This window comes from Niallia taxi (genome assembly GCF_032818155.1).
Classification (GTDB): Bacteria; Bacillota; Bacilli; order Bacillales; family Cytobacillaceae; genus Niallia; species Niallia taxi_A.
Genome location: NZ_CP102590.1, coordinates 1,372,946 through 1,396,533, shown reverse-complemented (window position 1 = coordinate 1,396,533; position 23,588 = coordinate 1,372,946). Strand labels below are relative to the sequence as shown.

The 23,588-nt window shown below is 32.9% G+C and carries 23 protein-coding genes and 1 pseudogene; 10 read left to right on the top strand and 14 right to left on the bottom strand.

From position 1 onward, the window contains the following. Positions 1–302 precede the first annotated feature (302 nt). On the bottom strand, positions 303–1,565 hold the full coding sequence (locus tag NQZ71_RS25825) for an S-adenosylmethionine decarboxylase related protein (RefSeq protein ID WP_260056024.1): 1,263 nt from the start codon (positions 1,563–1,565) through the stop codon (positions 303–305). A gap of 260 nt (positions 1,566–1,825) precedes the next feature. On the opposite strand from NQZ71_RS25825, the gene NQZ71_RS25820 reads away from it, so the two are divergent. Both NQZ71_RS25820 and NQZ71_RS26295 read left to right on the top strand, forming a co-directional pair. Continuing rightward, a complete protein-coding gene (locus NQZ71_RS25820; RefSeq protein ID WP_260056023.1) occupies positions 1,826–2,425 on the top strand; it encodes an SET domain-containing protein in 600 nt (199 codons plus the stop codon). A 1,654-nt stretch (positions 2,426–4,079) separates the two neighbouring features. Further along, the gene (locus NQZ71_RS26295) at positions 4,080–4,169 is read left to right on the top strand and encodes a hypothetical protein (protein WP_394374145.1); all 90 of its coding nucleotides are present in this window, start codon (positions 4,080–4,082) and stop codon (positions 4,167–4,169) included. Positions 4,170–4,271: 102 nt separating this feature from the next. Here the strand turns inward: NQZ71_RS26295 and NQZ71_RS25815 are convergent, their stop codons facing one another. Both NQZ71_RS25815 and NQZ71_RS25810 read right to left on the bottom strand, forming a co-directional pair. Next, positions 4,272–5,033 carry a CPBP family intramembrane glutamic endopeptidase gene (locus NQZ71_RS25815; RefSeq protein ID WP_144457789.1) on the bottom strand — a complete coding sequence of 254 codons (762 nt, stop codon included), beginning with the start codon at positions 5,031–5,033 and terminating at the stop codon, positions 4,272–4,274. Positions 5,034–5,456: 423 nt separating this feature from the next. Continuing rightward, positions 5,457–5,840, bottom strand: a complete 384-nt coding sequence (locus NQZ71_RS25810) for a hypothetical protein (protein WP_260055885.1) — start codon at positions 5,838–5,840, stop codon at positions 5,457–5,459. Between the two features lie 266 nt (positions 5,841–6,106). Between NQZ71_RS25810 and NQZ71_RS25805 the strand changes: the two genes are divergently transcribed. Beyond that, on the top strand, positions 6,107–6,787 hold the full coding sequence (locus tag NQZ71_RS25805) for a hypothetical protein (protein WP_275007438.1): 681 nt from the start codon (positions 6,107–6,109) through the stop codon (positions 6,785–6,787). A 357-nt stretch (positions 6,788–7,144) separates the two neighbouring features. On the opposite strand, the gene NQZ71_RS25800 is transcribed toward NQZ71_RS25805, so the two are convergent. The 4 genes and pseudogenes from NQZ71_RS25800 to NQZ71_RS25785 form a co-directional block, all read right to left on the bottom strand. Next, positions 7,145–7,585 (bottom strand): hypothetical protein, encoded by a 441-nt coding sequence (locus NQZ71_RS25800; protein WP_317012080.1) that lies wholly within the window; start codon positions 7,583–7,585, stop codon positions 7,145–7,147. Then, the gene (locus NQZ71_RS25795) at positions 7,582–7,845 is read right to left on the bottom strand and encodes a SunI/YnzG family protein (protein WP_144457795.1); all 264 of its coding nucleotides are present in this window, start codon (positions 7,843–7,845) and stop codon (positions 7,582–7,584) included. Before NQZ71_RS25795 ends, NQZ71_RS25800 begins: the two co-directional genes overlap by 4 nt. A gap of 203 nt (positions 7,846–8,048) precedes the next feature. Beyond that, positions 8,049–8,864: pseudogene (locus NQZ71_RS25790) on the bottom strand (tyrosine-type recombinase/integrase). A 185-nt stretch (positions 8,865–9,049) separates the two neighbouring features. Continuing rightward, the gene (locus tag NQZ71_RS25785) at positions 9,050–9,790 is read right to left on the bottom strand and encodes a class I SAM-dependent methyltransferase (RefSeq protein ID WP_275007440.1); all 741 of its coding nucleotides are present in this window, start codon (positions 9,788–9,790) and stop codon (positions 9,050–9,052) included. Between the two features lie 475 nt (positions 9,791–10,265). Here NQZ71_RS25785 and NQZ71_RS25780 point away from each other — a divergent pair, with 475 nt between their 5' ends. Then, a complete protein-coding gene (locus tag NQZ71_RS25780) occupies positions 10,266–10,892 on the top strand; it encodes an alpha/beta hydrolase (RefSeq protein WP_317012079.1) in 627 nt (208 codons plus the stop codon). 176 nt (positions 10,893–11,068) lie between these two features. Here NQZ71_RS25780 and arr read toward each other — a convergent pair whose 3' ends face one another. Both arr and thrC read right to left on the bottom strand, forming a co-directional pair. Then, a complete protein-coding gene (arr, locus tag NQZ71_RS25775; RefSeq protein ID WP_260055878.1) occupies positions 11,069–11,818 on the bottom strand; it encodes an NAD(+)--rifampin ADP-ribosyltransferase in 750 nt (249 codons plus the stop codon). A gap of 240 nt (positions 11,819–12,058) precedes the next feature. After that, positions 12,059–13,324, bottom strand: coding sequence for a threonine synthase (gene thrC / locus NQZ71_RS25770; protein ID WP_260055877.1), 1,266 nt, complete (start codon positions 13,322–13,324; stop codon positions 12,059–12,061). 155 nt (positions 13,325–13,479) lie between these two features. Between thrC and NQZ71_RS25765 the strand changes: the two genes are divergently transcribed. Next, on the top strand, positions 13,480–14,370 hold the full coding sequence (locus tag NQZ71_RS25765; protein WP_275007443.1) for a LysR family transcriptional regulator: 891 nt from the start codon (positions 13,480–13,482) through the stop codon (positions 14,368–14,370). Positions 14,371–14,640: 270 nt separating this feature from the next. On the opposite strand, the gene NQZ71_RS25760 is transcribed toward NQZ71_RS25765, so the two are convergent. Next, on the bottom strand, positions 14,641–15,513 hold the full coding sequence (locus tag NQZ71_RS25760) for a LysR family transcriptional regulator (protein WP_275007550.1): 873 nt from the start codon (positions 15,511–15,513) through the stop codon (positions 14,641–14,643). Between the two features lie 125 nt (positions 15,514–15,638). Between NQZ71_RS25760 and NQZ71_RS25755 the strand changes: the two genes are divergently transcribed. Continuing rightward, entirely contained in the window at positions 15,639–16,178 is a 540-nt protein-coding gene (locus NQZ71_RS25755) for a prolyl-tRNA synthetase associated domain-containing protein (protein ID WP_260055874.1), read from the top strand. 104 nt (positions 16,179–16,282) lie between these two features. Next, a complete protein-coding gene (locus tag NQZ71_RS25750; RefSeq protein WP_260055873.1) occupies positions 16,283–17,224 on the top strand; it encodes a DMT family transporter in 942 nt (313 codons plus the stop codon). Positions 17,225–17,585: 361 nt separating this feature from the next. On the opposite strand, the gene NQZ71_RS25745 is transcribed toward NQZ71_RS25750, so the two are convergent. Then, positions 17,586–18,353 carry a nucleotidyltransferase gene (locus NQZ71_RS25745; protein ID WP_317012078.1) on the bottom strand — a complete coding sequence of 256 codons (768 nt, stop codon included), beginning with the start codon at positions 18,351–18,353 and terminating at the stop codon, positions 17,586–17,588. Between the two features lie 950 nt (positions 18,354–19,303). Beyond that, positions 19,304–19,774 carry a VanZ family protein gene (locus NQZ71_RS25740; RefSeq protein WP_317012077.1) on the bottom strand — a complete coding sequence of 157 codons (471 nt, stop codon included), beginning with the start codon at positions 19,772–19,774 and terminating at the stop codon, positions 19,304–19,306. A 307-nt stretch (positions 19,775–20,081) separates the two neighbouring features. Here NQZ71_RS25740 and NQZ71_RS25735 point away from each other — a divergent pair, with 307 nt between their 5' ends. The 3 genes from NQZ71_RS25735 to NQZ71_RS25725 are packed head-to-tail and all read left to right on the top strand — an operon-like array spanning position 20,082 to position 21,389. Beyond that, the gene (locus tag NQZ71_RS25735) at positions 20,082–20,459 is read left to right on the top strand and encodes a DMT family transporter (protein WP_260055870.1); all 378 of its coding nucleotides are present in this window, start codon (positions 20,082–20,084) and stop codon (positions 20,457–20,459) included. A gap of 1 nt (position 20,460) precedes the next feature. Continuing rightward, positions 20,461–20,775 (top strand): DMT family transporter, encoded by a 315-nt coding sequence (locus NQZ71_RS25730; protein WP_260055869.1) that lies wholly within the window; start codon positions 20,461–20,463, stop codon positions 20,773–20,775. Between the two features lie 35 nt (positions 20,776–20,810). Further along, positions 20,811–21,389, top strand: coding sequence for a TetR/AcrR family transcriptional regulator (locus NQZ71_RS25725; RefSeq protein WP_317012076.1), 579 nt, complete (start codon positions 20,811–20,813; stop codon positions 21,387–21,389). Positions 21,390–21,491: 102 nt separating this feature from the next. Here the strand turns inward: NQZ71_RS25725 and melA are convergent, their stop codons facing one another. Further along, complete coding sequence (melA, locus tag NQZ71_RS25720; RefSeq protein ID WP_260055867.1) at positions 21,492–22,994, bottom strand: alpha-glucosidase/alpha-galactosidase; 1,503 nt, start codon at positions 22,992–22,994, stop codon at positions 21,492–21,494. 83 nt (positions 22,995–23,077) lie between these two features. Further along, positions 23,078–23,383, bottom strand: coding sequence for a helix-turn-helix transcriptional regulator (locus NQZ71_RS25715; RefSeq protein ID WP_317012075.1), 306 nt, complete (start codon positions 23,381–23,383; stop codon positions 23,078–23,080). Positions 23,384–23,588: the final 205 nt, after the last annotated feature.

Below are 23,588 nucleotides of genomic sequence, written 5' to 3'. Positions count from 1 at the left end.
GAATAGATATTTTGTCCCTTTTAGCTGGCTGGCTCAGGACACATTTATCTTATCAAGAGGTCTTTTTTCTTTCAAACCGCATTTTCAGTTATTACAGGAATGCTGCCACATTATTACCAGAGTAATAAAGAAGCATTAATCCTTACTGGATTAATACCCCTACAAAACTGATTCCCTTTATTAATCAAGTTTCTTTATAAAGGGTACACTACTAACAGAATCACCCGTTTTGTGCATTCCAAAGGCGTTTTTCCTAATGCTTGTTTACCGCCTGGGAAATCTTTTTGTACTTCTTTATTACTTCAAACTTTTTTCATTCTGTCTAAAATAAGACCATCAGACCCTTGGTTCACACCTATTACAAATTCTTTCATATATTGAGTGATATATTTACCGTAACCAGCGCTCTTATCTTTTTCCAGCAATTCTTCGACATAAAATACACCATTCGAAATTTTATCTAATAACAACGTACAAATCCCTGCATAAACACCACAAGCAACCTGTATATAAGTAGCGTTTATTCCATATTTTTCAAATGTAAATTGACTGTTCATAACATTATACATATATCGCTCTTTGTCCTTGTATACAAGTAGAACTCCTACCAGGTCTTCACCCTCTAATTCAGCCTCCGAAGGATCTAAAACTTTTAAATTCCAATTCAATAAATCGTCTGTACATCCAAGATTATCCCGGATTATTTGTGTTGTATAATCGTTTACTTTATATATAAACCCAGTTTCCATATCATAAAGGGTTCCTAAACTCAAAACTTCCTCATGTGGCATTAAACATCCATAAAATTGGGTATCCCCTAATGTAACCTTAAATTCTTGAGCATAAACCTCTTTATATAGATGAAGAGGCACTTTTCCCTTAACTATCATCGGATAGTTTAATATTGCCTCATCTAAAAAACACTCAGGTGACCAGGTAGAATATATAATATCCTTGTCCAGAAGTGACTTATCCTTGTAGAACGTGGTATCTTTTTCGACAATATAACATGCTAGTGGTTTTTCATTAGGATGCATGGCCATTATGGAATAAGCCATCCATTGCACAACCCCAGGATTCATTCCAGAACACACTATCCCTTTCATATTTGTAAACCTATTTTTAGCATTTTCAAATCGATAAAAACGTTCTAGTAAAGTAAATCCTTTTAGATTTTCGTCTTCATTTACTTCTATATTTTCTAAAGCTGAATTTACGTAAAAAACCCCAAATTCGTTGCATATATCTAGAATATCTATTGTATCTGCCCAAGATAAGTCAACAATTAACGAAGTTTCAGTTTCGGAGATATGTTTACGTACCTCTTTTAAGTCTGTAAGATCGATCTGTTTTAGAACTATTTGATTAATCAAATTAGGACATATTTCATTGTAGTAAGCAATATCCTTTTGTTTTATATCAATTAAGTGCAACATACTTTGCTTTGAAAATTTGTGTAGTGGATCAGTTGAGTCTGTAATAGATTTATTTAACAAAGACAACAATGCCCTCGCAACACCACCAGCACTTCCAAAAATTGAAATTGCTCCACCAATATCACGCATATCATTCATCCTTTGAAAGTAAATTATCTAAGTTTAGATTTAATAGCATATGAACAATAAGTAAACCGGTGACGGCCCTTGTCTATCAGTATCATAAAATAAATTTTTTAAGTAGGAATAAATACTTATTTTAATATTGAATTAAAAAAATGTAATGGACACATGATTAGAGTCTACTCCTATCGATAACTATTTACATAAATATGTTAGTCAGTGAATATTAGCTGAAAATTCCCACTATTTTAAGGAGGAATAAAACCATGATGCACCCTGATACAGAAATTCGGTTCGTAAGTGAGGAAATAGGCGTTGGTCTGTTTGCAACAAAATTAATCCCTAAAGGAACCATTACCTGGATTAAAGATGAATTAGATATCATTCTAAAAAAAGAGTATATTGAAAGTCTTGATGATGCACGAAAAAAGGTAATATATAAATACGCATATGAAGATAATGACATCGAGTATGTTCTTAATTGGGATCACGCAAAGTATATTAATCATAGTTTTAATCCAAATATTGTAGATACAGCATATGACTTTGAGTTAGCAGCTAGAGACATTCAACCTGGCGAACAATTAACATGTGATTATGGAACGTTGGGTGGCGACGAAAAGTTTGAAAGTCCACCAGCAGAAGGATCATCAAGAACAAGAGTGTATTCAAATGACTATTTAACTTATTATAAAGAGTGGGATAACATGGCAAAAGAGGCTTTTAAGTATTTCAATAAGGTAGACCAACCACTACAATATTTGATACACGAAAAATTTATTGATAAAGTAAATGCTGTTGCTAATGGAACTGAACCTATAGATTCCATCCTCACTTTATGGAATTATGAACATCCTGAAAAATAGTTAAAATTTTAGAAGAATAAGTGGATTTTTGTAGACTAAAATTAGAAACCGGTAAAGTTAAATGGAGATAAACTCGAATAGATTTAACCCCTTTCCTATAGTAGCACTAATATACAGAATAAAAAATAAATCCTCCTTAAGACTCCTGTCTAACTCTACTATGCTACCATCAGCATAGTATGAAATGCTTCCCCTAGAATAGAGGTTACTTTATCACTATCATTAGTTTCGGTGGTTACTTTCCATCCCATTTACCGGCTCATACATTTCAAAGTTTACATTTTCCGGTATTTTAAGCGTTACCTTAGAAGTACTTCCTTTTCAACAGGTATTTTACTGTATATGTCTCCCAAGCCTCTACTACTCTGAAGAGTGTACTGTTACGTGTACACACTGGAATAGCAATGAAGAAAACTACAGCATACGCTGAAAAGAATTATAAAACTTTATTTTTCATATAAATATAAACTACTCCTTTATAAAATATTTCCCTTTAAACACTATATAAAATCTAGTTAATCTTTTGACTATATCTCTTGTTAACATTTATTAAAATCAACTTGCGTACAATTACTGAAAATCTCTTTCTTAGAGACCTTACTTATGAGTATGTTTCTAAAAAGTTTACAATTGAAATCCACCGGACTAAAAGTTTTAACGTATGGGGAATATATGCTTATACCAACATCAAACATTTTTTTACCTCTTCTCGTAATCCTTCACTTAAAAATTCATTTCATATGATGCCCTGATTCATCTAAGATTTGTTTGTAACTTTTTCCTCTACAATCCATATACTTCAACCATATTTTCCTACAGTTAGAAAAGCTACTAACTTTATTATACAGTGATTTTTATTTTATAAATTCATTAGTTTGTGAAATAGTAAACTTAAATTAAACTGCCACGTTAGTTCTAAAGAAAAAGCATTAATCCTTAATGGATCAATGCCCTTGTTTAAGTAAAGTATTTAATATTAATTTAATTAATTAAAGTACTAAATCGATTATTAGAATCATCGCCCTTACCTTATTTTTCGTAGTATGGTTTATAAGGTAAAGGGATAAACCAATTCCTATTCCTTCGACAAATGAGTAACCACCATCTTCAATCTGTAATTCTTTAGCTGTCTTATTGAATAAAAATAATTATCAGTTTCTTTGCTCACAACTCTAATTTTTTCATTAGATGTTGTAGACACTCTCTTCCGTTACAATCATGCACTTTCTTGTAGCGAAATGCTTTCAACAGTGAAAACTAATAAAATAACTATTTGGCGAACACTAAAGAACTGCCAGCACTTATTGTATTAGATGTCCAAAAAGGATTTGACGACCCGTATTTGGGTAAGCGAAATATTCCACAGGCAAAAATAAATATAGCACGGCTTCTATCTGAATGGAGAAATAGGAATGGCCGAATCATTTTTTCTCAGCATATGTCTGTCAGCCGGATTCTCCCTTCATTATAAAAATAAAGTTGGAACACAATTTAAAGACACAATAAGTCCAAGAGAAATGGATACTGTATTTCAAAAAAATATAAACAGCGCCTAAATTGATACGGGTTTTGAAACATATCTTAAAGTTCAACTAATAAATCTGTCGTTATAACAGGCCCTTCAACGCAGCGCTGTATATCTTCTACGACGCGTATGAGTGGAAATTTGGGCTATCACACTTTCCTAGTATCGGATGCTGCAGCTGCATTTGAAACCACTGAGCATTTAGGTAAATATTTATGATGCAGAGTCCAGTCCATTCCCAATCATGAATTTGCGACTATCCTTACGAAAGAGCAGATTTTGAGTGAATTAAGTCTTCTATAATAAAAGCCCCATACTTAGTTATGGGATTTTTGTAATTCGAGAATCTTGAATAGAATTTTCATCCTCCCCAAGCTTTGCCATATAATCTATTAAGAAATGAAGAAGAATAAGGGGGATAATTGAATTAAGTCCCATATATAAAACGGAGAAAATCAAGCCAACTATTGCTGTCCGCAATACGCCTGATAATAGCCCCTGATACGTATGAGCAAGTCCGAACAAAAGAGACGCAAAAATGACAACAAACCAAACGGACAGGTTTGGGAAAAAATAAGAAAAAGCAAAGATTAAAAAGCCTCTGTATATTATTTCTTCCGTAAGTCCAGCCGTAATAGAAACGTAATTCCATAACTTCTTCTCTCTTTTGCTTACAGGCATTATTGCGAGGTACTCTGATTTTTCTTTTTCTCTGTTTTTTGCTTCGGTGAATTTTGTACGAATATTAATACTGACATGGTATCCTATCATATAATATAGGATAGCAAGAATATAAATACCAGTTAAGGCAAATACGGTGTAGGTAATAATAGGGCCAAATGCATTTGTGTTAATGGAAGGTAAGGTAAACCCTATTTGATTAAAGGTAAGTTCTGTGAAAAGGACTAAGAGGATGATATAGAGAGTAGGAGCCCACAAACCTACAATAGAATTAATATAATACTTCTCTCTGGCATGTGGATTTGTTGTGACATTTACCTTAAATTTCTGAAAATCATAATATCCGTAAATTGGCTCATATAGTAACACAAATACAATCATTATCCAAAGGAAAATTTCCATGCAAACCTCCTTATTTTATGGTTTAATCTACCCCTATATATTTATTCAAGAAAAACCGCGATACTCCTTCTTCATAATACAGCTGTATTATTTAAGTTATGGAAAATAAGGAAACTGTGCTGGATAACGCCGACTTTTCCGTATAAACATTAGCAATCAATTTAGTCCTGAATAAGCTAATAAAGTTTAAAATTCACTTATCCTTGTCGAACTAAACTCCCTTTTTCTACCATAAGAAGGTTTCACTTATTACAGGAATGCTGCCACTATAGTGCCATATGAAATTAAAACAAAAGGGCAATAATCCTTATAGGATCATAGCCTCCATTAACACAATATATAAATTTATGCCTGTTCTTCCTTTTTTGCTTTATGTAATACGTATTGAATAAAAAGAGTCCATTGAATGATAAGTTAAAATTGTTAATCTGAAATTTCTCCCCCAGGCATAGTAAATATATCTACACCGTTATCCCCATGCAGAACCCATCCTTCAAAATAACTACTGCTATGAAACAAGTCAAAGTATAGGCCATTCTCCAATTCAATCGTAAGCAAAAATAAGTGTTCATAATATTTAATTTCCACAATTTTCTTATCCTTAATTATCTTTTTCAAGCTTAATCTAGAAAATTTATCAGGAGCTGAGATACAATCCGATTCACCAATAAGTATTTCCTTTTTACTTCTTAATCTCCAAGGACATTCAACTGATAACTGGGAGTTATTAAAAATTAATCGAAGGAAACTCCTTTTTTCTGTATCAATATCAATAAGTTTTTGACCATAGAAATATGAAAATTCCACTTTACTCAAGAGGATCACCCTTTATTTAAAATTGAATTTATTGTTTTTGTTTAGATATATAAAATTCTTCCACTATCCCGGCATCTTCTTCCATAATCTTTTTTCATTTCTTACAGGAATGCTGCCACGTCAGTGCCAGAGCAAAAAGAGCATTAAAACCTTATAAATGGTGAAAAGATCTTAAAAGTATCTAAATATTTAATTACAGCATTTCCCAACACTAGTGTGATATACTTCTAATGTATTTTATTGAAAGGAATGGTTAAATGAAAAGAGTTCATCTCCTTAAGGGATCATTGCTATTATTCACTTTATTACTTTTTGGTTGTACAAATGATCCAAGTAAGCATTCTGCTGATAATAATTCCAAAATACCTGAATCTACTATAAAAAATGATGAAACTGAAATAAATGAATCTAATTCAACTTCGGATACTTCTACACCCTCAGAAGATGAAAATATAGGTAATACAAAGAAAGATAAAGATATAATTCAACAGAATTCCACATCAGATTATGATTCCCAAAAACCTAATAACACATCTGAAAATAGGGTAGCCAATACATTGACTAAGTATTCTGCTCAAGAAATAGAATATGCTAGAATCTGGTTGCAACTCGGGCCAAATCAGGACATCGATGAATTATATATTACACATATTAATGCAGGCGAACCAATTAACCCAAACGATGAGACAAGTGCTAATTATCCAGAAGATGTTGTTCATTTATCTGGTTCACGTTTAGTGGATGGCTCAGTTACTTATAGTAGTAACGGGGATGGAACAATTAACATATACAAAGTTCCTCATAGATGGGATGGAAAATATCCTGCTGGTAAACAGTTTTACATAGATTTTTTTATAAATGATACTGAGCTATTGTATGTTGATACAGATGATGATGAAAAAATAATTAAATTAATAAACATAATGAATATCCAATGAGGCGATTACAATTATATGTACGCCTTTTTCTTTAGCATTTTTTCTTATTTGTGGATGAAAATAATCCAGAAGTCAAAAGTAAACTTGCTAAATATATGTAAAAACTCTTTCTAAACATACAAACTTTATCTTTGCAACATCAGAGCCCGACTGTTCTTATGTGATTATCCTGCCCTGTTTCTTCCATAAGCTAAGTTTTCAATTATTACAGGAATGCTGCCATATTAGTGGCTAAGCATTCAAAGAACAGTAATCCTTAATGGATTAACATCACCATTTCTATTAAGATGGGGATTTTCACTGGTAGTATTGCCCTGTTTGAAAAATTTGAAATCGTAGAGTAACCTTAAATATTACTTACTTAAATAAGTTTTCTATCACTAATGAATTATCCTTAAAAATATAATTATCTGAATAACTATTCAGGTCCTTATTATTAGATAATAAAAAGGACTGATTGCCAATGATAAACACTTCTCCCAAAGTATAATTATCCTTTTTTATAATGACACTATAAAAATCTTCTGATTTAAAGCTCTTGGACTCTTTAACCCATTTTGAGTCTCTAAGAACATCCTTTATTGCTTTTATCTCTTTTTGATTAGTAACATTTATAACTGGTCTTTCACCACTATTACGACTTATTTTTGTCACTTCAATTGAATTAATTTCACTATCTTCTATGTTAATTTTATTAGAGAAATTTTTATCATTAATATGGAAACTATAAAATAAAAGTGCTAGTAAACCAGCTATAACCGTTATGAATGTATTAGTTATTACTTTCTTCTTATTCATATTAATCCATTAATTTTCTTAAGTAGAGCAATTTTATTAGTAGTATAAAGTATATAATTTCGTTTCTTTGTTTTTATGTAAATACGATCAGTTGTCCCATATGGTGTCCCTATTCTTATAGCATTAGTATCTTCTCCTGCATAAGTTTCATCTTCAACAACTTCCAGTATATCCTCATTAAGAATTGCCACCTCAGTTAGCTGCCACTTAATAAGTAGTTCTATATCTGTTTTTTTAATCTCAATTCCTAAGTTGTACATTTATCTCACTCCTTCTAATAATTTTCACACAAAAATTTATACGTGTACAAAGGTAAAAAGTTCCATCTATTCAACGGAACTGAGATTGAAATATACAATATCAAAGCTAATACCTTTACATCCTTCTTATTCCAAAAAACTGTCCCCTTTCTAACAAAGGATGAGGCTACACAAAAAAGAACTGTAAATTCCCTACAGTTCTTTTAGAAATACTTATTATAAAGTTCACGTCTTAATTGACCACTTATATAAGCATATATCCTAGTAGTTTCACTTTTTTCATGGCCCATTAAATTTTGAATAACTTCTAATGGTGCTCCATTATTAATTAAATTGGTTGCGTAACTGTGTCTTAACTGATGTGGATGGATACACTTATTAATATTAGCTCTTCTGGATATCTGCTTAATGACATATCTCATCTGTGCAATGCTCATTCGATGTGGAGCTCGGACCGTTACAAATAGAGCTTTTTCACTATCTGTTCGGTTTTCTATATATCTTTTTAGTAAATACTACATCGAGTATTAAAATAAACTTCTCTTTCCTTTTTCCCTTTACCAAATACAATAACGGATTGCTCGGAGAAGTTGATAGAACTTCGATCTAAGTTAACCATTTCTCCTATTCTGCAACCGGTAGAATACATAAATTCAAATAATGCTTTTTCAAAGGGACTGAGGCATGCTTCTCTTAATAGCTCTATTTCTTCCTCCGTCAAAAACTTTGGAATTTTACTCTCTAATTTAGGTTCTTTTATTGCCGTACTTGGATTAAAAGTAATATATTTCGACTTAATAAAACGAATGCGATGACATAAAACTAGATGCCTTTAAATCACTCGCAACTTCACCAAGATACAGTTTGATAGTTTCCGTTGTAATTTCTTCTATCTCAACATTACCTAGGTGCTTTATGAACAAGGCAGATTGAATCTTATAAGCTTTCAATGTCTGGGAAGAGTATCCTTGAATCTGTTTATCTGCTTTATATAATTGCCAGGCTTCAGATAAAATCATATTCATATTTCCTATCTTTTTATTAATCAGTATTTACTAGTAAACATATAGAAGAAAGCCCCCGTCTGTTTAAGTGAATCAATTCACAAAAATATTCGTAATTTATAGAATATGAAGTCAAGACTACTCTTAATGAAATAAAGTCGTCAAAAGACGACCTTATTATTTAACTTTTCTATTGTCATTTATTTTTTTGCTATTATCAAAAACCTTTTGGAATTTGTGTGGATTCCTTTTTCGGTTCTATTGTTTTCAATGAAACTACCCAGAATATCCAAGTCTTTCTCTCCCTGACCAAAATCAGGAATAATAGGTGTATGTTTAAGTAAGAAAATTAGATCCTCTGCTCTTTGATAGTATTCATTAGCGTCGTATTCAAAAGATTGAACTTCAGTAAAACCTGCTGACTTGAGTTCCTTTATATATCTTTCTTTTAATGCTCCATCAGCTTCTCCAAAACCTTGACCCCGCTCAAAAGCTTCCTTTAAATTTAATTTGTCAGCTTCACTTACCTGTTGTGTTAAAAAAAGGCCCTCATTTTTTATAACCCTGGCTATTTCCATTGAAGCAAACGGTGCGTGGCAGTTTGAGATGAGATCAAAAAAACCAGTTGGAAATTGTAAATTATCAGAAGACATTTGGAAAAATCGAACGTTTGACACTTTTGACTGTTTATAATTAGATTGAGCAGTTTCAATCATTCCTCTTGAGAAATCAATTCCAACCAGAAAAAGCAATGAAGAAGCAATTCTTAATAAATTTTCTCCTCCACCAGTTCCAACGTCCAAAAGAATATCCGAACTTTTACCTCTCTTCGTTACTTCTTCGTAAAAATCCCACTTAATCCCTTCAGTTGTAACTTTTAATTTACTAAAATCCCAGCCGTTTAACTTTCCAACCTTATCATAAAATTCTAACTCATCCATTTTTGAACCTACCTTTCAAATTTAAAAGCCAAACAGTGACTCGACTAACAATTGGAATGACTGACTAATAATATTCAAAGTTTTAGTTCTGAAAAAGGGCATACTTCTCCCTTTTTAGCTGGTACGCGTTTTTTCCAGCCCGAAAACTAATTACTTCGAACATGTCGGAAAGACATTCCACTCACCTCATTTGAAAGAATACTTCCATTATAAAACGTGAAGAAAAAATTGTAAAAATCATAATATACTTATTTCTCTAAACTGCCAAGATTGTGACATAACAAAATGCTTCCCTTATATTTAAGAAAAGCCCCCGTTAGTTTAAGTGTATTCTTTCACAAACTCCTATTTGCAGTTCCTTTAAATTACCGGATTTCAATCCGTTTATTTCACAATAGCTAAATTTAAAGTTTAATTTGGAAATAAAAAGGATAATTTTTGAATTTATTGAATACCTATCATAGGGGTGAAAAAAATGAAAATAATTAATGATTTTGCAACCTCTCCTAATAAAAAGGTTGCATTTACTATTTTCAAACACGAAGAACAACCAAATTCATTAGCCATTATATTTCCTGGTGTGGGCTATACTGCTCAAGCTCCATTACTTCATTACAGTTGTGGTATTTATTTCAAAAAAGGATACGATATACTGCAAGTAAATTATAATTACCCTCGAGAAATTATAGCAAATCTTAGCGAGGAAGATTTTTATTCAGATGTAGAATCTGTACTAAAAAAAGCTCTAACAGATAATACATATAGTAATTTTGTTTTTATTGCTAAATCCATGGGTACAATAGCTTTATCTTATTTCATAACAAAACCTGAGTTTAGTAATGCTAAATCTATTTGGTTGACTCCATTGATTAAAAGAAATGATGTTTATAATGCTTTATTAACTTTAAAGAGTAAGGGGCTTTGCATTGTTGGAGGAATTGATCCAACCTACGATAGCAGCAAGTTTAATGATATTAAAACAAATAAAAATATCGAACCAATTTTAATAGAAGGTACTAATCATAATTTAGAATTTGATAACGATGTACTTAAGTCTATTGAGGCAATAAGCATTATAATGAATAATGTAGTCAAGTTTTAAGATCTGTGGTTAAACACAGATCTTTTCTCTATTTTCTCTTTTCACTCGTGCTTACCTGCCCCTTTTATGGAATAAGAAAAGCTGCCTGGTTTGGCAGCTTTTCTAAAACATAAGCACCCGATTGCTGAATATTGGTAATTGAAAAAAATAACTATTTCACTTCATTTGAAATATGTTCAGTTAATAATTTCGCCCTTGTTTTTGGCTAAATTTTTGCGCCATTCACTTCGCTCCGTAGGTGTCATTTTCGCCCACTCAGTTTCTTCACTAATAATTCTTAAAGGTTCTTGAGAACGATAAGATCGTGTTAAGTTACCCGGGAACTTTTTGTCAGTAACATTTGGGTCGTTTTCAAATTCACCTGTTGGTTCTATTTTATAAACGCGTTCTCTTCCTTCTCCTTTTGCTAATGCTGCTGCAAGTCCTGCACCATTGGCATTAGCAGTGAAATATATGTGGTTCATTTTAAGCCCAGGTTTGTAATTTGAATTTCCACCCGCTGTCAGCAAATCACCAACCTGTAAATCAGCCTTTGTCCCATGATAAAATGGTCCTTCATCAGTAGGTGCACCGTTATATGAGTTGGATAATTCATAATTTCTTATTGCATGATCAGAATCACATAACTCCTCATAGCATTTGGCAATGTTTAAATATAACGTTGAGTATGCACTCTTAACATTATCATCATTTATATTTAGTGCACACTGTAAAGAGGTTTCCATCCATTTCAATTTATCTGTAATACTCTTTTGTATACGAGCCAAATGATAAGCTGCAATAAACCTTTCATAGTCGTCTTTTGCTTCCTGCCATGCTTGATGAAACATTGTGGTTGCACCTTCATCATTTCCGCCATCTTCCATGGTCATCCCACTCATACAGAGTTTAATAACGACGTTGTATTGATCGAATTTTAAATTCATCTAATCCCTCCGAATTAATAAAATCACATTTTGGAATTTATTCAAAACCCATTATTTACAATCCGATGCCTTACCTGTAATGTTTTAAATAGATAAATTTATTCCGCTAGATGTCCCGTTTATGAACAAAAGTTAAGCTTCTTTACCTGTATTTTACCATAAATAGCTTATCCTTCTTGCTTGCACTAACCTGCTCCGATTATTTAATAAGAAAAGGTCTTTCAATTATTTATGAATACACTATACAACAAAATCTTTAATATTATTATAGGATAAAACAACATCCTGTAACGTATTTTTAAAAGTTGAAGTAGCACTTTCACTGGAATGATAATAATTCAAGACCTCTGTATCCTTTAGAATATTCCCCGTTAAGATACATAGTACCGATTCGTCTTTATCTATCACTTTCTGTGAAATTAAATTACGAAGTCCTGCAATAGTTGCTGCTGACGCTGGTTCACACCCAATGCCACATTTGTCAATTACAGCTTTTGAGTCAAGAATTTCTTCATCTGTTACCGAAATGGAAACTCCTTTTGTTTGTGTTAACGTTTTTAGAGCTTTTTTCCAACTCGGTGGGTTACCAATATTTAAGGCAGAAGCACGAGTGTATGGGAAACGCTCAGGGGTAAGTTCATGTTTTTTTTGAACGAACATCTTATGAAATGGACTTGCTCCCTCCGCCTGAACAACTGCCACTTTCGGCATTTTATCTATAAATCCAAGCGTAAACAAATCCTGCAATCCTTTACCTAATGCTGTTGCGTTACTTAAAGCACCTCCGGGTACGATAATCCATTCTGGTAACTTCCAGTTTAAATATTGAGCTACTTCATAAATAATACTTTTTTGTCCTTCAATTCGGAATGGATTAACAGAGTTACAAATATATAGACCCAGATCACTACTATACTTCTCTAAAAACTGAATCCCATCATCATAATTTCCTTCCACGCTAAATACTTTTGCGCCATATGCCAGGGTCTGTAGTACTTTATTTAAGGAAACGTCTTTATTAGGAACAAATACATAGGAATCTGCACCAGTAATGGAAGCATACATAGCCAATGAAGATGAGGTATTTCCTGTTGAGGTACATGTGAACTTCTTATATCCTAATGATTTCCCATGAGAAACAGCTACAGTCATTCCATTATCTTTAAATGAACCACTAGGGTTCTCACTTTGTGCTTTTACATATAATTTTCTTACCCCGGTATACTTTTGTAATAATTCAGAAGAGTAGAGTCCTGTATTCCCTTCATATTTTGTAACGATACAGTCATTTGGTAATTCAGGGGCAATTAGTTCTTTGTATCTCCACACTCCACTCGCATAAGGAGTCATCCGTTCTGAAAGCCGTTCCGTAAACAACCTTTTCAATAATTCGGTATCATATTTATTAAAATCGTGTACTACATCAAATAATCCACCACACTTACAATTATATTTAAAAATACCGGATAATAATTTTTCACCACAATCAGTACACACTATTCTCATTATTTTCAGGGCTCTTGATGCCCTCTCACCTCTCTACAAATAAATTTCTTGATAATTATCTTTTACAATTTTAGAATAGAGAAAACTTTCTAATAAATCTAATATATATTTTTTTGGTATTCATAGGTTAAATTTATGAATGGAGTGATGAAATAATGAATCTTCATGCATTGCGACTATTCCATATGGTTGCCGAAAAAGGAAATGTTACCCGTGCGGCTGAAGAACTAAATATAAGTCAGCCTGCTGTAACAGCTCAAATAAAAAAACTAGAACAAGAGATCGGGTTATTGTTATTAGCTCCCAAAGGGAGAGGTATCTTATTAACTGAGGCTGGCCGTCATCTTTCTAAGCAAGCAAAAAGATTGTTTTCTCTTGAAGAAGAAGTGGAAGATTTTATTAATCATTATAAAAATGGTTCTGTTGGAAAGCTACGTATTGTAGCAACTTATCTTCCCGCAAATTTTGTATTGCCAAAGTGGATTGGCCGTTATAAACAAAAATACCCTGATGTTGAAGTGGGATTAACGACAACTAATTCACAAAGAGCAATAGAGCAACTAATCAATTATGAAGCAGAAGTTGCTTTTATTGGTGGAAGAAAAGAGTTTAATCTACTCATTAGTAGTATAGAGTTATTTGAAGATGATATGTTGTTCGTAGTACATAAAGATCATAAGTTTGCATCCAAAAATATTACATTAGCTGAGATTGTAAAAGAGCCTTTTGTGTTTCGAGAAGAAGGAAGCTTTTCAAGAGAACAGTTAGTGTCGCTATGTAAAATGAACAATATACAGGAACCAATCGTTGGAGTACAGATTAATGGATTAAATGAAACCATTAGAACGGTGATTGAAGGGTACGGAGTAACATTTGTTTCCTCTCTTGAAGTAAAGGAGTATATAGAACGTGGAGAATTAGCAAAAGTAAATATTGATGGTATTAAATTAAAAAACCCGATCTCTTTATGTACAAGAAAAAATGATACTCTCTTACAACCTGCACATAACTTGTTAGAGGTAGTTTTTAATCACGATGATACTTGATCTTATTAATTTGACTTATATAATCCCCACTAGCATGCTAGTGGGGATTATATGTTATCTTGTCAGAACGGAACATAATTTCGTGTAACATTTGATTAATCTGATTTTTGATTTTTTAATAAATTGCTTTAGCTTTATTTATTATATTTATTAAAGTAAACTGCCACGTTAGTGCCTCAAAAAAAGCATTAATCCATTACTGGAACAACCTTCTCTAATTTAAATACAATTAAGAATGTGAAGTGTATTTTACGTTTGTATCCATCACACCTATTCACTAACAGTTCTATATGATAAGTATTCTAAAAACTTTTTGGACGCACGGGAAAGTGACTTATGCTCTCTAGTTGCAATACCAATCTTTCTAAAAGCAGGAGTTTCAAGCTCTTTTGCTATTATTTTATGAGGGATACGCTTCAATATTAATTCTGGTAGTATACTGATTCCTAGCCCATTTTCCACCATTGACATAATGGCATAATCATCCCATGTGGTAAAATTGATTTGTGGAGAAATATGATGTTTCTCAAAAATCTCGGAAATTTCTGCTTTTGCTCCCTTTTCCAATAGCATGAAAGGGTTATTCAGTAATTCCTCAATTGGAAACTTTTCCTGATTAGCAAGAGGATGATCTTGCGGAATCACCACGAGCAATCGATCTTGTTCTAAAAAAGTTGTTTCAAGTTCTGCTTTTGACGGTAATCGCAAAAAACCGAAGTCAACACGACCGTTTAAAACCCAACTTTCAATTTCTGTATAATCACCAAGCAGAATTTCAAAATCAATTTTGGGGTAATCCTTCTTAAAAACTCTAATAATGTTAGGAATCCAGTGAGATGCTATGCTAGAAATTGTTCCAATACGAATCATACCAGACTCCATATTAAGTAAGTCTTCGATCTGTGTCATTAGTATTTCATGCTCATTACAAATCCTTTTTAATTGAGGCAGTAACTTTAATCCATCCGCTGTTAAATTGATACCAGTCCTTCCTCTTTCAAATAGGGAAACTCCCCATTCCGTCTCCAAGTCGTTAATCATACGGCTAATTCCAGATTGCGTGTAGCCCAATACTTCGGCAGCTTTTGTAAAGCTGCCAAATTCTACAGCTTTTACAAATGCCTTATATTTTTGGATATTCATTCTCTTCCCTACCTCATCTGTTATTGTCATACATATCATGCGAAATATTCGTTTTTGTAATACATGTGAACATGATATGTTATTACTATTAATAATTCAAGTTAAGAAAGGAAAGGGATATAAAGATGTTTTTTGTGAGTGATATTATAGAAAAAGCTCCAGATAGCTATAAGACTCCACTTCAAGAAAAGGTCTATAAATCATTGGAAAAGTTACAAATTTCATTTGAACGAGTCCATACAGATGAAGCCATTTCAATGGATGATTGTATCGAGATTAATAACAAATTGGATATGAAAATGGTAAAAACACTGTTCCTCTGCAATAGCAAAAAAAATGAATTTTATTTATTTATTACTACTGCCGATAAACCATTCAAGTCAAAAAATTTCAGCAATGTACTTGGCATATCACGTGTATCCTTTGCTCCAGTAGAGCTAATGGAACATATATTGGGCGTAAAAGTCGGGGCTGCTACTGTATTCGGTGTATTAATGGATCAGGAAAATCTTGTTAAGGTTGCTATTGATAAAGATGTGCTTTTAGACGAGTGGTATGGATGTAGTGATGGAACGACAACTGGATATTTAAAAGTTAAAACAAACTTAATTGTCAATAACTTCCTTACCTATACAAAGCACATTCCTATTATTATTGAAATGTAATATTAAGAAAAAGTTGTTCTAAATAGTTAATTCTAGTTCTAATAAACTTTTTCGCATTTGATTGGAAGTAGATAAAATAATAATAAGTTAGAAGGAGGAATAGGATGAATCAAAAGCGACTATTACTAAATTATGGATTATTAGTTTTTGTCACTGCTTTATGGGGACTTAATATGGTTTTAATTAAAGTTTTGGTGGAGGCATTACCTCCACAAACCATGACGGCTTTTCGAATTATGATGGCTGGAATTACAGCATTAATATTAATTGCAATTGGGAAATCCTTCCGTCGTTTAACGAAAAGAGAATGGCTTTATACACTACTTGGAATGCTATTTAGTGTCATTCTTCATCATGGACTTATAGCTGTAGGTTTAACAATGATTGATGCTTCGAATGCTTCCTTAATTCTTGCACTAGTACCGCTTACAACAGCAGTCCTAGCTGTCCTTTTTTTAGGTGAACAATTAACCACACTACGAACGATAGGTTTTATCCTCGCAATAATTGGTGTATTTTTTATTAAAGGTGGTTCAATCAATAACATACAATTCTCTCACGGAGAATTGATTATATTTATTGCAATGTTAGTTCAAGCAATTAGTTTTATTTTTGTAAAAAAGGCAACAGCAACACTTGATTCAAAACAGGTAACAACAATAATGTACTCAGTAGGTTCAATAGGTTTATTAATTATTAGTTTTATAACCGAACCTAAAGGCGTTAGTGAGATGGGTTCCGCCAATATATATATTTACTTACTATTCATTTTGTCGGGGGTAGTTGCAACAGGAGTTGGATATATTGTTTTTAATGCTTCGATTCAGCAAATTGGAGCAGGAAAAACAGCCATATTTAATAACTTTGTTCCTTTTTTTGGTCTTGTGTTCTCTGCAATATTCTTAAAAGAAACCATTGAATCTTCACAATTAATTGGATTTTTATTTATTGTAGCTGGAGTTCTATTTGGGACAGGTTATATCGAAAAGAAATGGGAGAAAAAGCATAATCGGATTAATAATACCAGGAAGAAGAGTATAGTCTAATTAACACTCTAAAAAAAGGGTTTTTCATTTATTATAGAAATTCTGCTATTATAGAAAAATTGCAGAAACTATTTCAATTAGATAGCCAAAAAGCGATCTTATTTTTATTAAGGTCGCTTTTTGGGCATGGCACTTTTTATTAGAGATTTCAGTTCTATGATGTAGTTTGTGATGTACTTACACTATCCTGCCACGTTTCTTCCATAAGCTATGTTTTCATTTATTACAGGAATGCTGCCACTATAGCACCATAAGAAATAGGCTTTCCTTTTATATAAGAAAAGCCCCCGTTAGGATCATAATTTTCATTTTTACATTTGAAGGTCCTTTTTTCGGGCAACTGCGCAAACTATCCAAAGTGTTAGTTGAAGGAAGTTCTGGAAGCAGCCATTGCATTTAAGGCGTTCTCAAAATAGCTATATACTTTATCTGCAATTCCCAGAAACTCTTCAACAAGTACATTACTATCCAAGTAACAAGCATACAGATAATCAACTAAAGCGGAGTCAATCTCACAATAGTTTAAGATGGCATTCTTCATCTTAATAACGTCATCTTGCCATACACCTGTATCTTCTAATACCAAAGAGTACAATGCACGAATTAATCTCTTAGAGTAACCTTTAATATATCTATTTTTCATTGTGTTATCACTAGCATTACAAAGGAAATTATGTATACGATTTACTTCCGCCTTGGTCTCTGTATTTAAGTCTAAAATGAACTCTGGAGAAATAATTATCGGTGGTACTTTTTCACCAACGTCACGACCATATATGCAAACACAAATTATCTTAACCCAAAAACCCCACTCATTCGGTTTACTTAATACATCGTCAATCGAACAAATTATCGTATCAATCTTAGTTACTACTGGATATTCTTCCAAAAGCCTGTCTTTAATATTTGACAACCTTTCGTAATCGATATCTTTGGTGTTTACACATACAATAGTAAAATCTGCATCTGACTTAAAAGGTTTAGCAGTTCCTTTTGGAATCGAGCCACACATATAAATGCTATGAATCTTATCATTAAATTCGATAAGTATATTATCTATATACTTATCAACAAAATGCTTATACTCACTTTGTATTACAATTCTATTTATGACTTTTTCTAATATCATATAGACTCCTCCTAAACTAAACTTCTTTCAGCTAACGTTTTAATTTAATTTAAGAACTTTGTAAATAATCCATAGATGAGTTATTCGCGAAGTTATTCAACTATCCTGCCACGTTTGTACCAGAGAAAATAAGTCTAATTTCTTAATAACCTTATTTATTACATAATGCTGCGTTATTAAATAGATGAATGTCACTGATTTCCCTCTATTCACATGTATACGTGACTTTTATTACAGCATTATTTCATATAATCACCTTCACTTGAAACCTTTCCATATTATTTTCATAAAAACCAAAATATGTTAAAATTAGATATTGAAACAACAAGGGGTATTGCTAAAATGAAATCCATAAAACAAAATTTATTTGATTTACTTATGTACTCTATATTTTTAGTTTTCTTTATCTTCTGGTTTCTTAAAGATGATACTCCTGCAGTTTACTTATGGACAGTGATTATTCTATATGTTGCAATTATAGCTTTTAAAATCAAAAAAATTTTCTTCGTAAAAGAAAGTTAAACGACTCTAAAAGGTACACAATATTTTCAAAGTAGCAAAAAGGCATAACTAGGCACACTTCCATACTAGTACAACAAATAAAAAAAAGAGCATGTCACCTTAATAGGCATGCTCTTTTTTGTTTATTCAACTATCCTGCCACGTTAGTGATATGACGTTTTGAACTAATCACTAAAATCTTTTATCAGGGTTTCTATTTCCTTACCATCATAAAAGTCTCCATCGATAATGAACTTTTCAATTTCTACAGTACCATCATAAACTCCACTTCCCAACGTTGACCTAGAACTGCAATTTCCATATAGCTTGATCTCTAACTTTGTTTAGCTTGTAAAATATATTTTTTGATTCTAATTTATTAAGGAAATTAATTCACTATTTAAGTCCCAATCACATTATCCCCTCTAGTTAAATTCAAGTTTTATTCTCTATACTATGGCAAAGTACTTCTGAACAACTTTTGTATTGCAAATACAAAAACCCATTAAAGCACCAAACATATTTAGAATGAAATCATCAATATCAAAACTTCCTAATCTTGTAATTACTTGTATTAATTCAATCAAAAATAACAATAGCGTCATCGATATACTATAAGTAAATAATTTTGATAACTTTTTTGTATAATAAGGCAGATAAATACCCATTGGTAAAAACATAAATAAGTTACCAAAAAGGTTTTTTATAGGTATATCCATGTTCATACTTCCGTCGAACATTGCCATAATATACGTACTAATAGTTTTAAATGGAACAAAATTAGATGAGTACTTTAAATATTCTATCAAAGATATTTCTGGCCATAAATATCCTCTTGAGCCTAAAAACAGTAAATATACCAAAGCTGATAAATAAAATATAAAGCTTATATTTAGAATTACTTTTATTATTTTTTTCATTTTACTTCTTTCCCCCATTACTTAATATGTTTCATATACTTACTTGTTTCATTTTGTTTACTCCCTTCCAATTAATAGACGAGTCTACATCAAGGTAAGTTTTATTTTCCTTAAAATAGTTTTTGTTTGTTGAATAATTTAACTTAAACTATCCTGCCACTATAGCGATATAAGAAAAGGCACCTTAAAATTTAAGGAAAGCCTCATTAACGTTTTTTTTTACTTGCATATAATCTTATTCTACATTACACTAAAAATCTAACTAACGTTAGTTAGATTTTTAGTGTACTTGGAAAGGGGAATACTTATGGCATGGTTTTATCTAATTATTGGAGGTATTTTGGAGGTAGGTTGGGCATTAGGATTGTCTTATTCTGATGGTTTTACAAAAATAGAAGTTCTTATACCCACGTTAATATTATTGGCATTCAGTTTTTACTTTTTCTCCAAATCATTGAAATTATTACCAATATCCACTGCATATGCCGTTTTCACTGGTCTCGGTTCATTTGGTACTGCAATTGTAGGAATGGTATTTTTAGGTGATTCTGTAAGTCCGCTAAAACTACTATTTGTTATAACCTTAGTTTGTTGTATTATCGGATTAAAGTTTGTATCTAATGAACATGACAGAGAGGAAAGTATAACTGTATCTAATGAACCTAATAGAGAGGAAAGTATATAATATGAGTTGGATTTTTATCGTTTTAGCAGGATTGATGGAAGTCGGTGGAGTTATATGCTTAAAGTATTCGGAAGGATTTTCGAAGATCAAACCCACAATAGGTTTAATTGTCTTTATGTTGCTTAGTTTCTTCCTACTTTCCTTGTCCTTAAGAGAAATACCGGTTAGTATTGGATATGGGATATGGACAGGGATTGGAGCAGCTGGGAGCGTTTTATTGGGAATGTTCGTTTTCAAAGAATCGAAAAACATTAAAAGATTAGCTTTAGTTGGTGGTATAATTATAAGCATAGTAGGCTTAAAACTAGTCTCTTAAACACATTTATTGAGGTGCATTGAGGTGCAAAATTTGTGAGTAAAGGTGAAGAAACGAGAAAAAAAATACTTAGGAGTGCTCTTAGCTTATTCTCTACTAAAGGTTATGAACAGACATCAATTCGGGATATAGCAATAGAAGTAAATATTAAAGCACCCTCTATTTATGCTTATTTTTCAGGTAAAGAAGAATTATTTATAAGTGTAAGTGAGTTTGCAATGAAGGACTATATTAATTTTGTACAAAATCATTCCTTCATTATGGAGAATCAATCCATTGAAAAAAATTTATATGCCTTAATGAAATCTTTAAACGATTATTTTTTTGAAAATGAGCTAGGACACTTCATAAATAGATATTTTATTGTACCATCAGAACAATTTAAAGAGAAATTAGTTCAACTATGTCTAGAATGTGAAGAAGAAATTAAAAAAGTACTACTTAAGATATTAAATCCTGAGGCTGAAAAATTTATATCTATAGACTTAATTTTAGTATCCTTTTTCTGCAACCTAGATGGTATGCTCCTCTATATGGTCAATTACTCTCGGGAGCATTATGAAACAAGACTAAAACAAATGTGGCAAGTATTTTGGCGAGGAATTCAGAAATAATAAAAGTATAATTTACTAATTTATTTGCAGACATTATCCTCTAAATGAAGACTTTGTCTACAGTCTGAAGGGTACAGCTCATAAGCTGTACCCTTCTCATTATTAACTAGCCGGTTGTCTGTTCTTGGCTTTATCCGCAGCTCCAGCAGTTCGGTTAATTTCGTCGCGATTTAAAGCCATTTCTTCAACTGATTTTACTGGGATTCGTGCCGCTCCATCCGTTTGTTTTGTCGGGATTAGCGGTTCATTTTTTAAGCGGTCTTTTGCTTTAGCAATGGCCTCGCTATATTGAGGTAGCCATGTCTCATGGGCTACCAGCATTTCGTCAACCATCTGCCAAATTTCTTTCGGGTTGCACACAGCACCAACTAGCGGGTCCATCATCATTGCTTGACGAAGCAGATTGTCATTGCCTTGGATTGCCGCTTCAACAGCGAGCCTTTGTACAGAAATACTGACGTTGCATACTGCTGCGCAACCTAAAGGCAAGTCTCCTACAGTAGGCATGCTGATGCCGTTCCCATCAACATAACCAGGCGCTTCAATAACCGCATCATCCGGTAAGTTAGAAATAATGCCATTGTTTATTACGTTAAAATGCCCTCTATACACTCTGCCTGTTTCTAACGCTTCCACAATGTATGAACCATGCTCTTCACTGCGGTCAGTTAATTCATATACCAGCGCCGAATCCTTCATCCAGTTAGGAAAGTCATTCATGAACCAATTTCTGCTTTCCGTACAAATTCTTAAGTAGCCGCCCGTTTCCCCATTAATCCAACTGCCTAAGTCAATCCAGTCTTTAATCTCTTCCGGACGCTTCCGATACCACGGCAAGTATTCACTTAAATGACCATTTGATTCGGTGCTGTAGTAGCCAAATCGGCGTAGCATATCGATGCGAACTTTCTCAGTCTGGTTATATTCAGGGTGCTTTTCAAATGCTTCGAGCAGTTCCCCTGTTAAGTCTTGACCGTTATGTTTAACCTGTACATACCATGTTTGATGATTAATACCTGCACAAATAATATCAACTTCTTCTCTCTCAAGGCCCAAGACGTCTGCGATTTGCTGATGACCGTGCTGTACGCCATGACACAAACCAATCGTTCTCACGCCTCCATATTTATTGCAAGCCCATGTGATCATGGCCATTGGGTTTGCATAATTCATGAGCAGGCAGTCTGGTGCAGCTACTTCGCGAATATCTTTGCAGAACTCCATTACTGCCGCTATGCCGCGCTGGCCATACATAATGCCTCCAGCACTGAGCGTGTCCCCTACACATTGATCCACTCCATACTTAAGGGGAATCTCAATATCATGCTCGAAAGCTTCTAGCCCGCCAATTCGTACAACTAAAAAAATGTACTTTGCATCGCGGAGCGCTTCCCGCCGGACTGTTGTTGAATGTATTTTAATATTTAAGTTATTCTCATCTATGTCCCTCTGGCATAATTGCGTCACCATATCCAGGTTACGCTCATTTATATCAGTAAATGACACTTCGATATTCTGCAATTCTGGCACTGACAATAAGTCTTTCAATAGGCCTCTGGTAAAACCAATACTCCCCGCACCGATAAACGCAACCTTCACTGACATATACATCTCTCCTTTATATTTGCTTACAAAAATCGCAACAAAATTGCTAGCGTAACCGTTATCAAAATTCTTACGTATTCACTTCAAAATGGTGTAAAATTATCACTTGAATTTTCTATAATGACATCGTCCCGCGGTATCGTATTGCGTATTGTTTGATGTTTTCTCCGATATAATAAAGGTGTTTCCAGTGTATGCTTTTTAAATAGTGCACTAAAATACTGTGTGCTGTTGATGCCTACGTAATCAGGTACATCACTGATTGAAATATCCGTATCGGATAGGAGCATTTTGGCTTTGTCCATTCGTACAGAAGACAAATATTCCATAACTGTACAGCCAATATGCTGTTTAAAGATCCGGTGAAAATATCCCGGATGTAAATTCAAGATCGAAGCGATATCTTTCACCTGGATATCGCAATCATAGTGCTGATGAATAAATGTTAATGCTTTTTTTATATAAGAATTTGATGGGACTACATTATTTCTTTGCTCATCCGCTAATCTCGCAATTAACTATACTTCATAAGAGGAATATATGACCATAAATGGTAATACTACATTGTTAAACTATCTAGTAATGATTTATTGA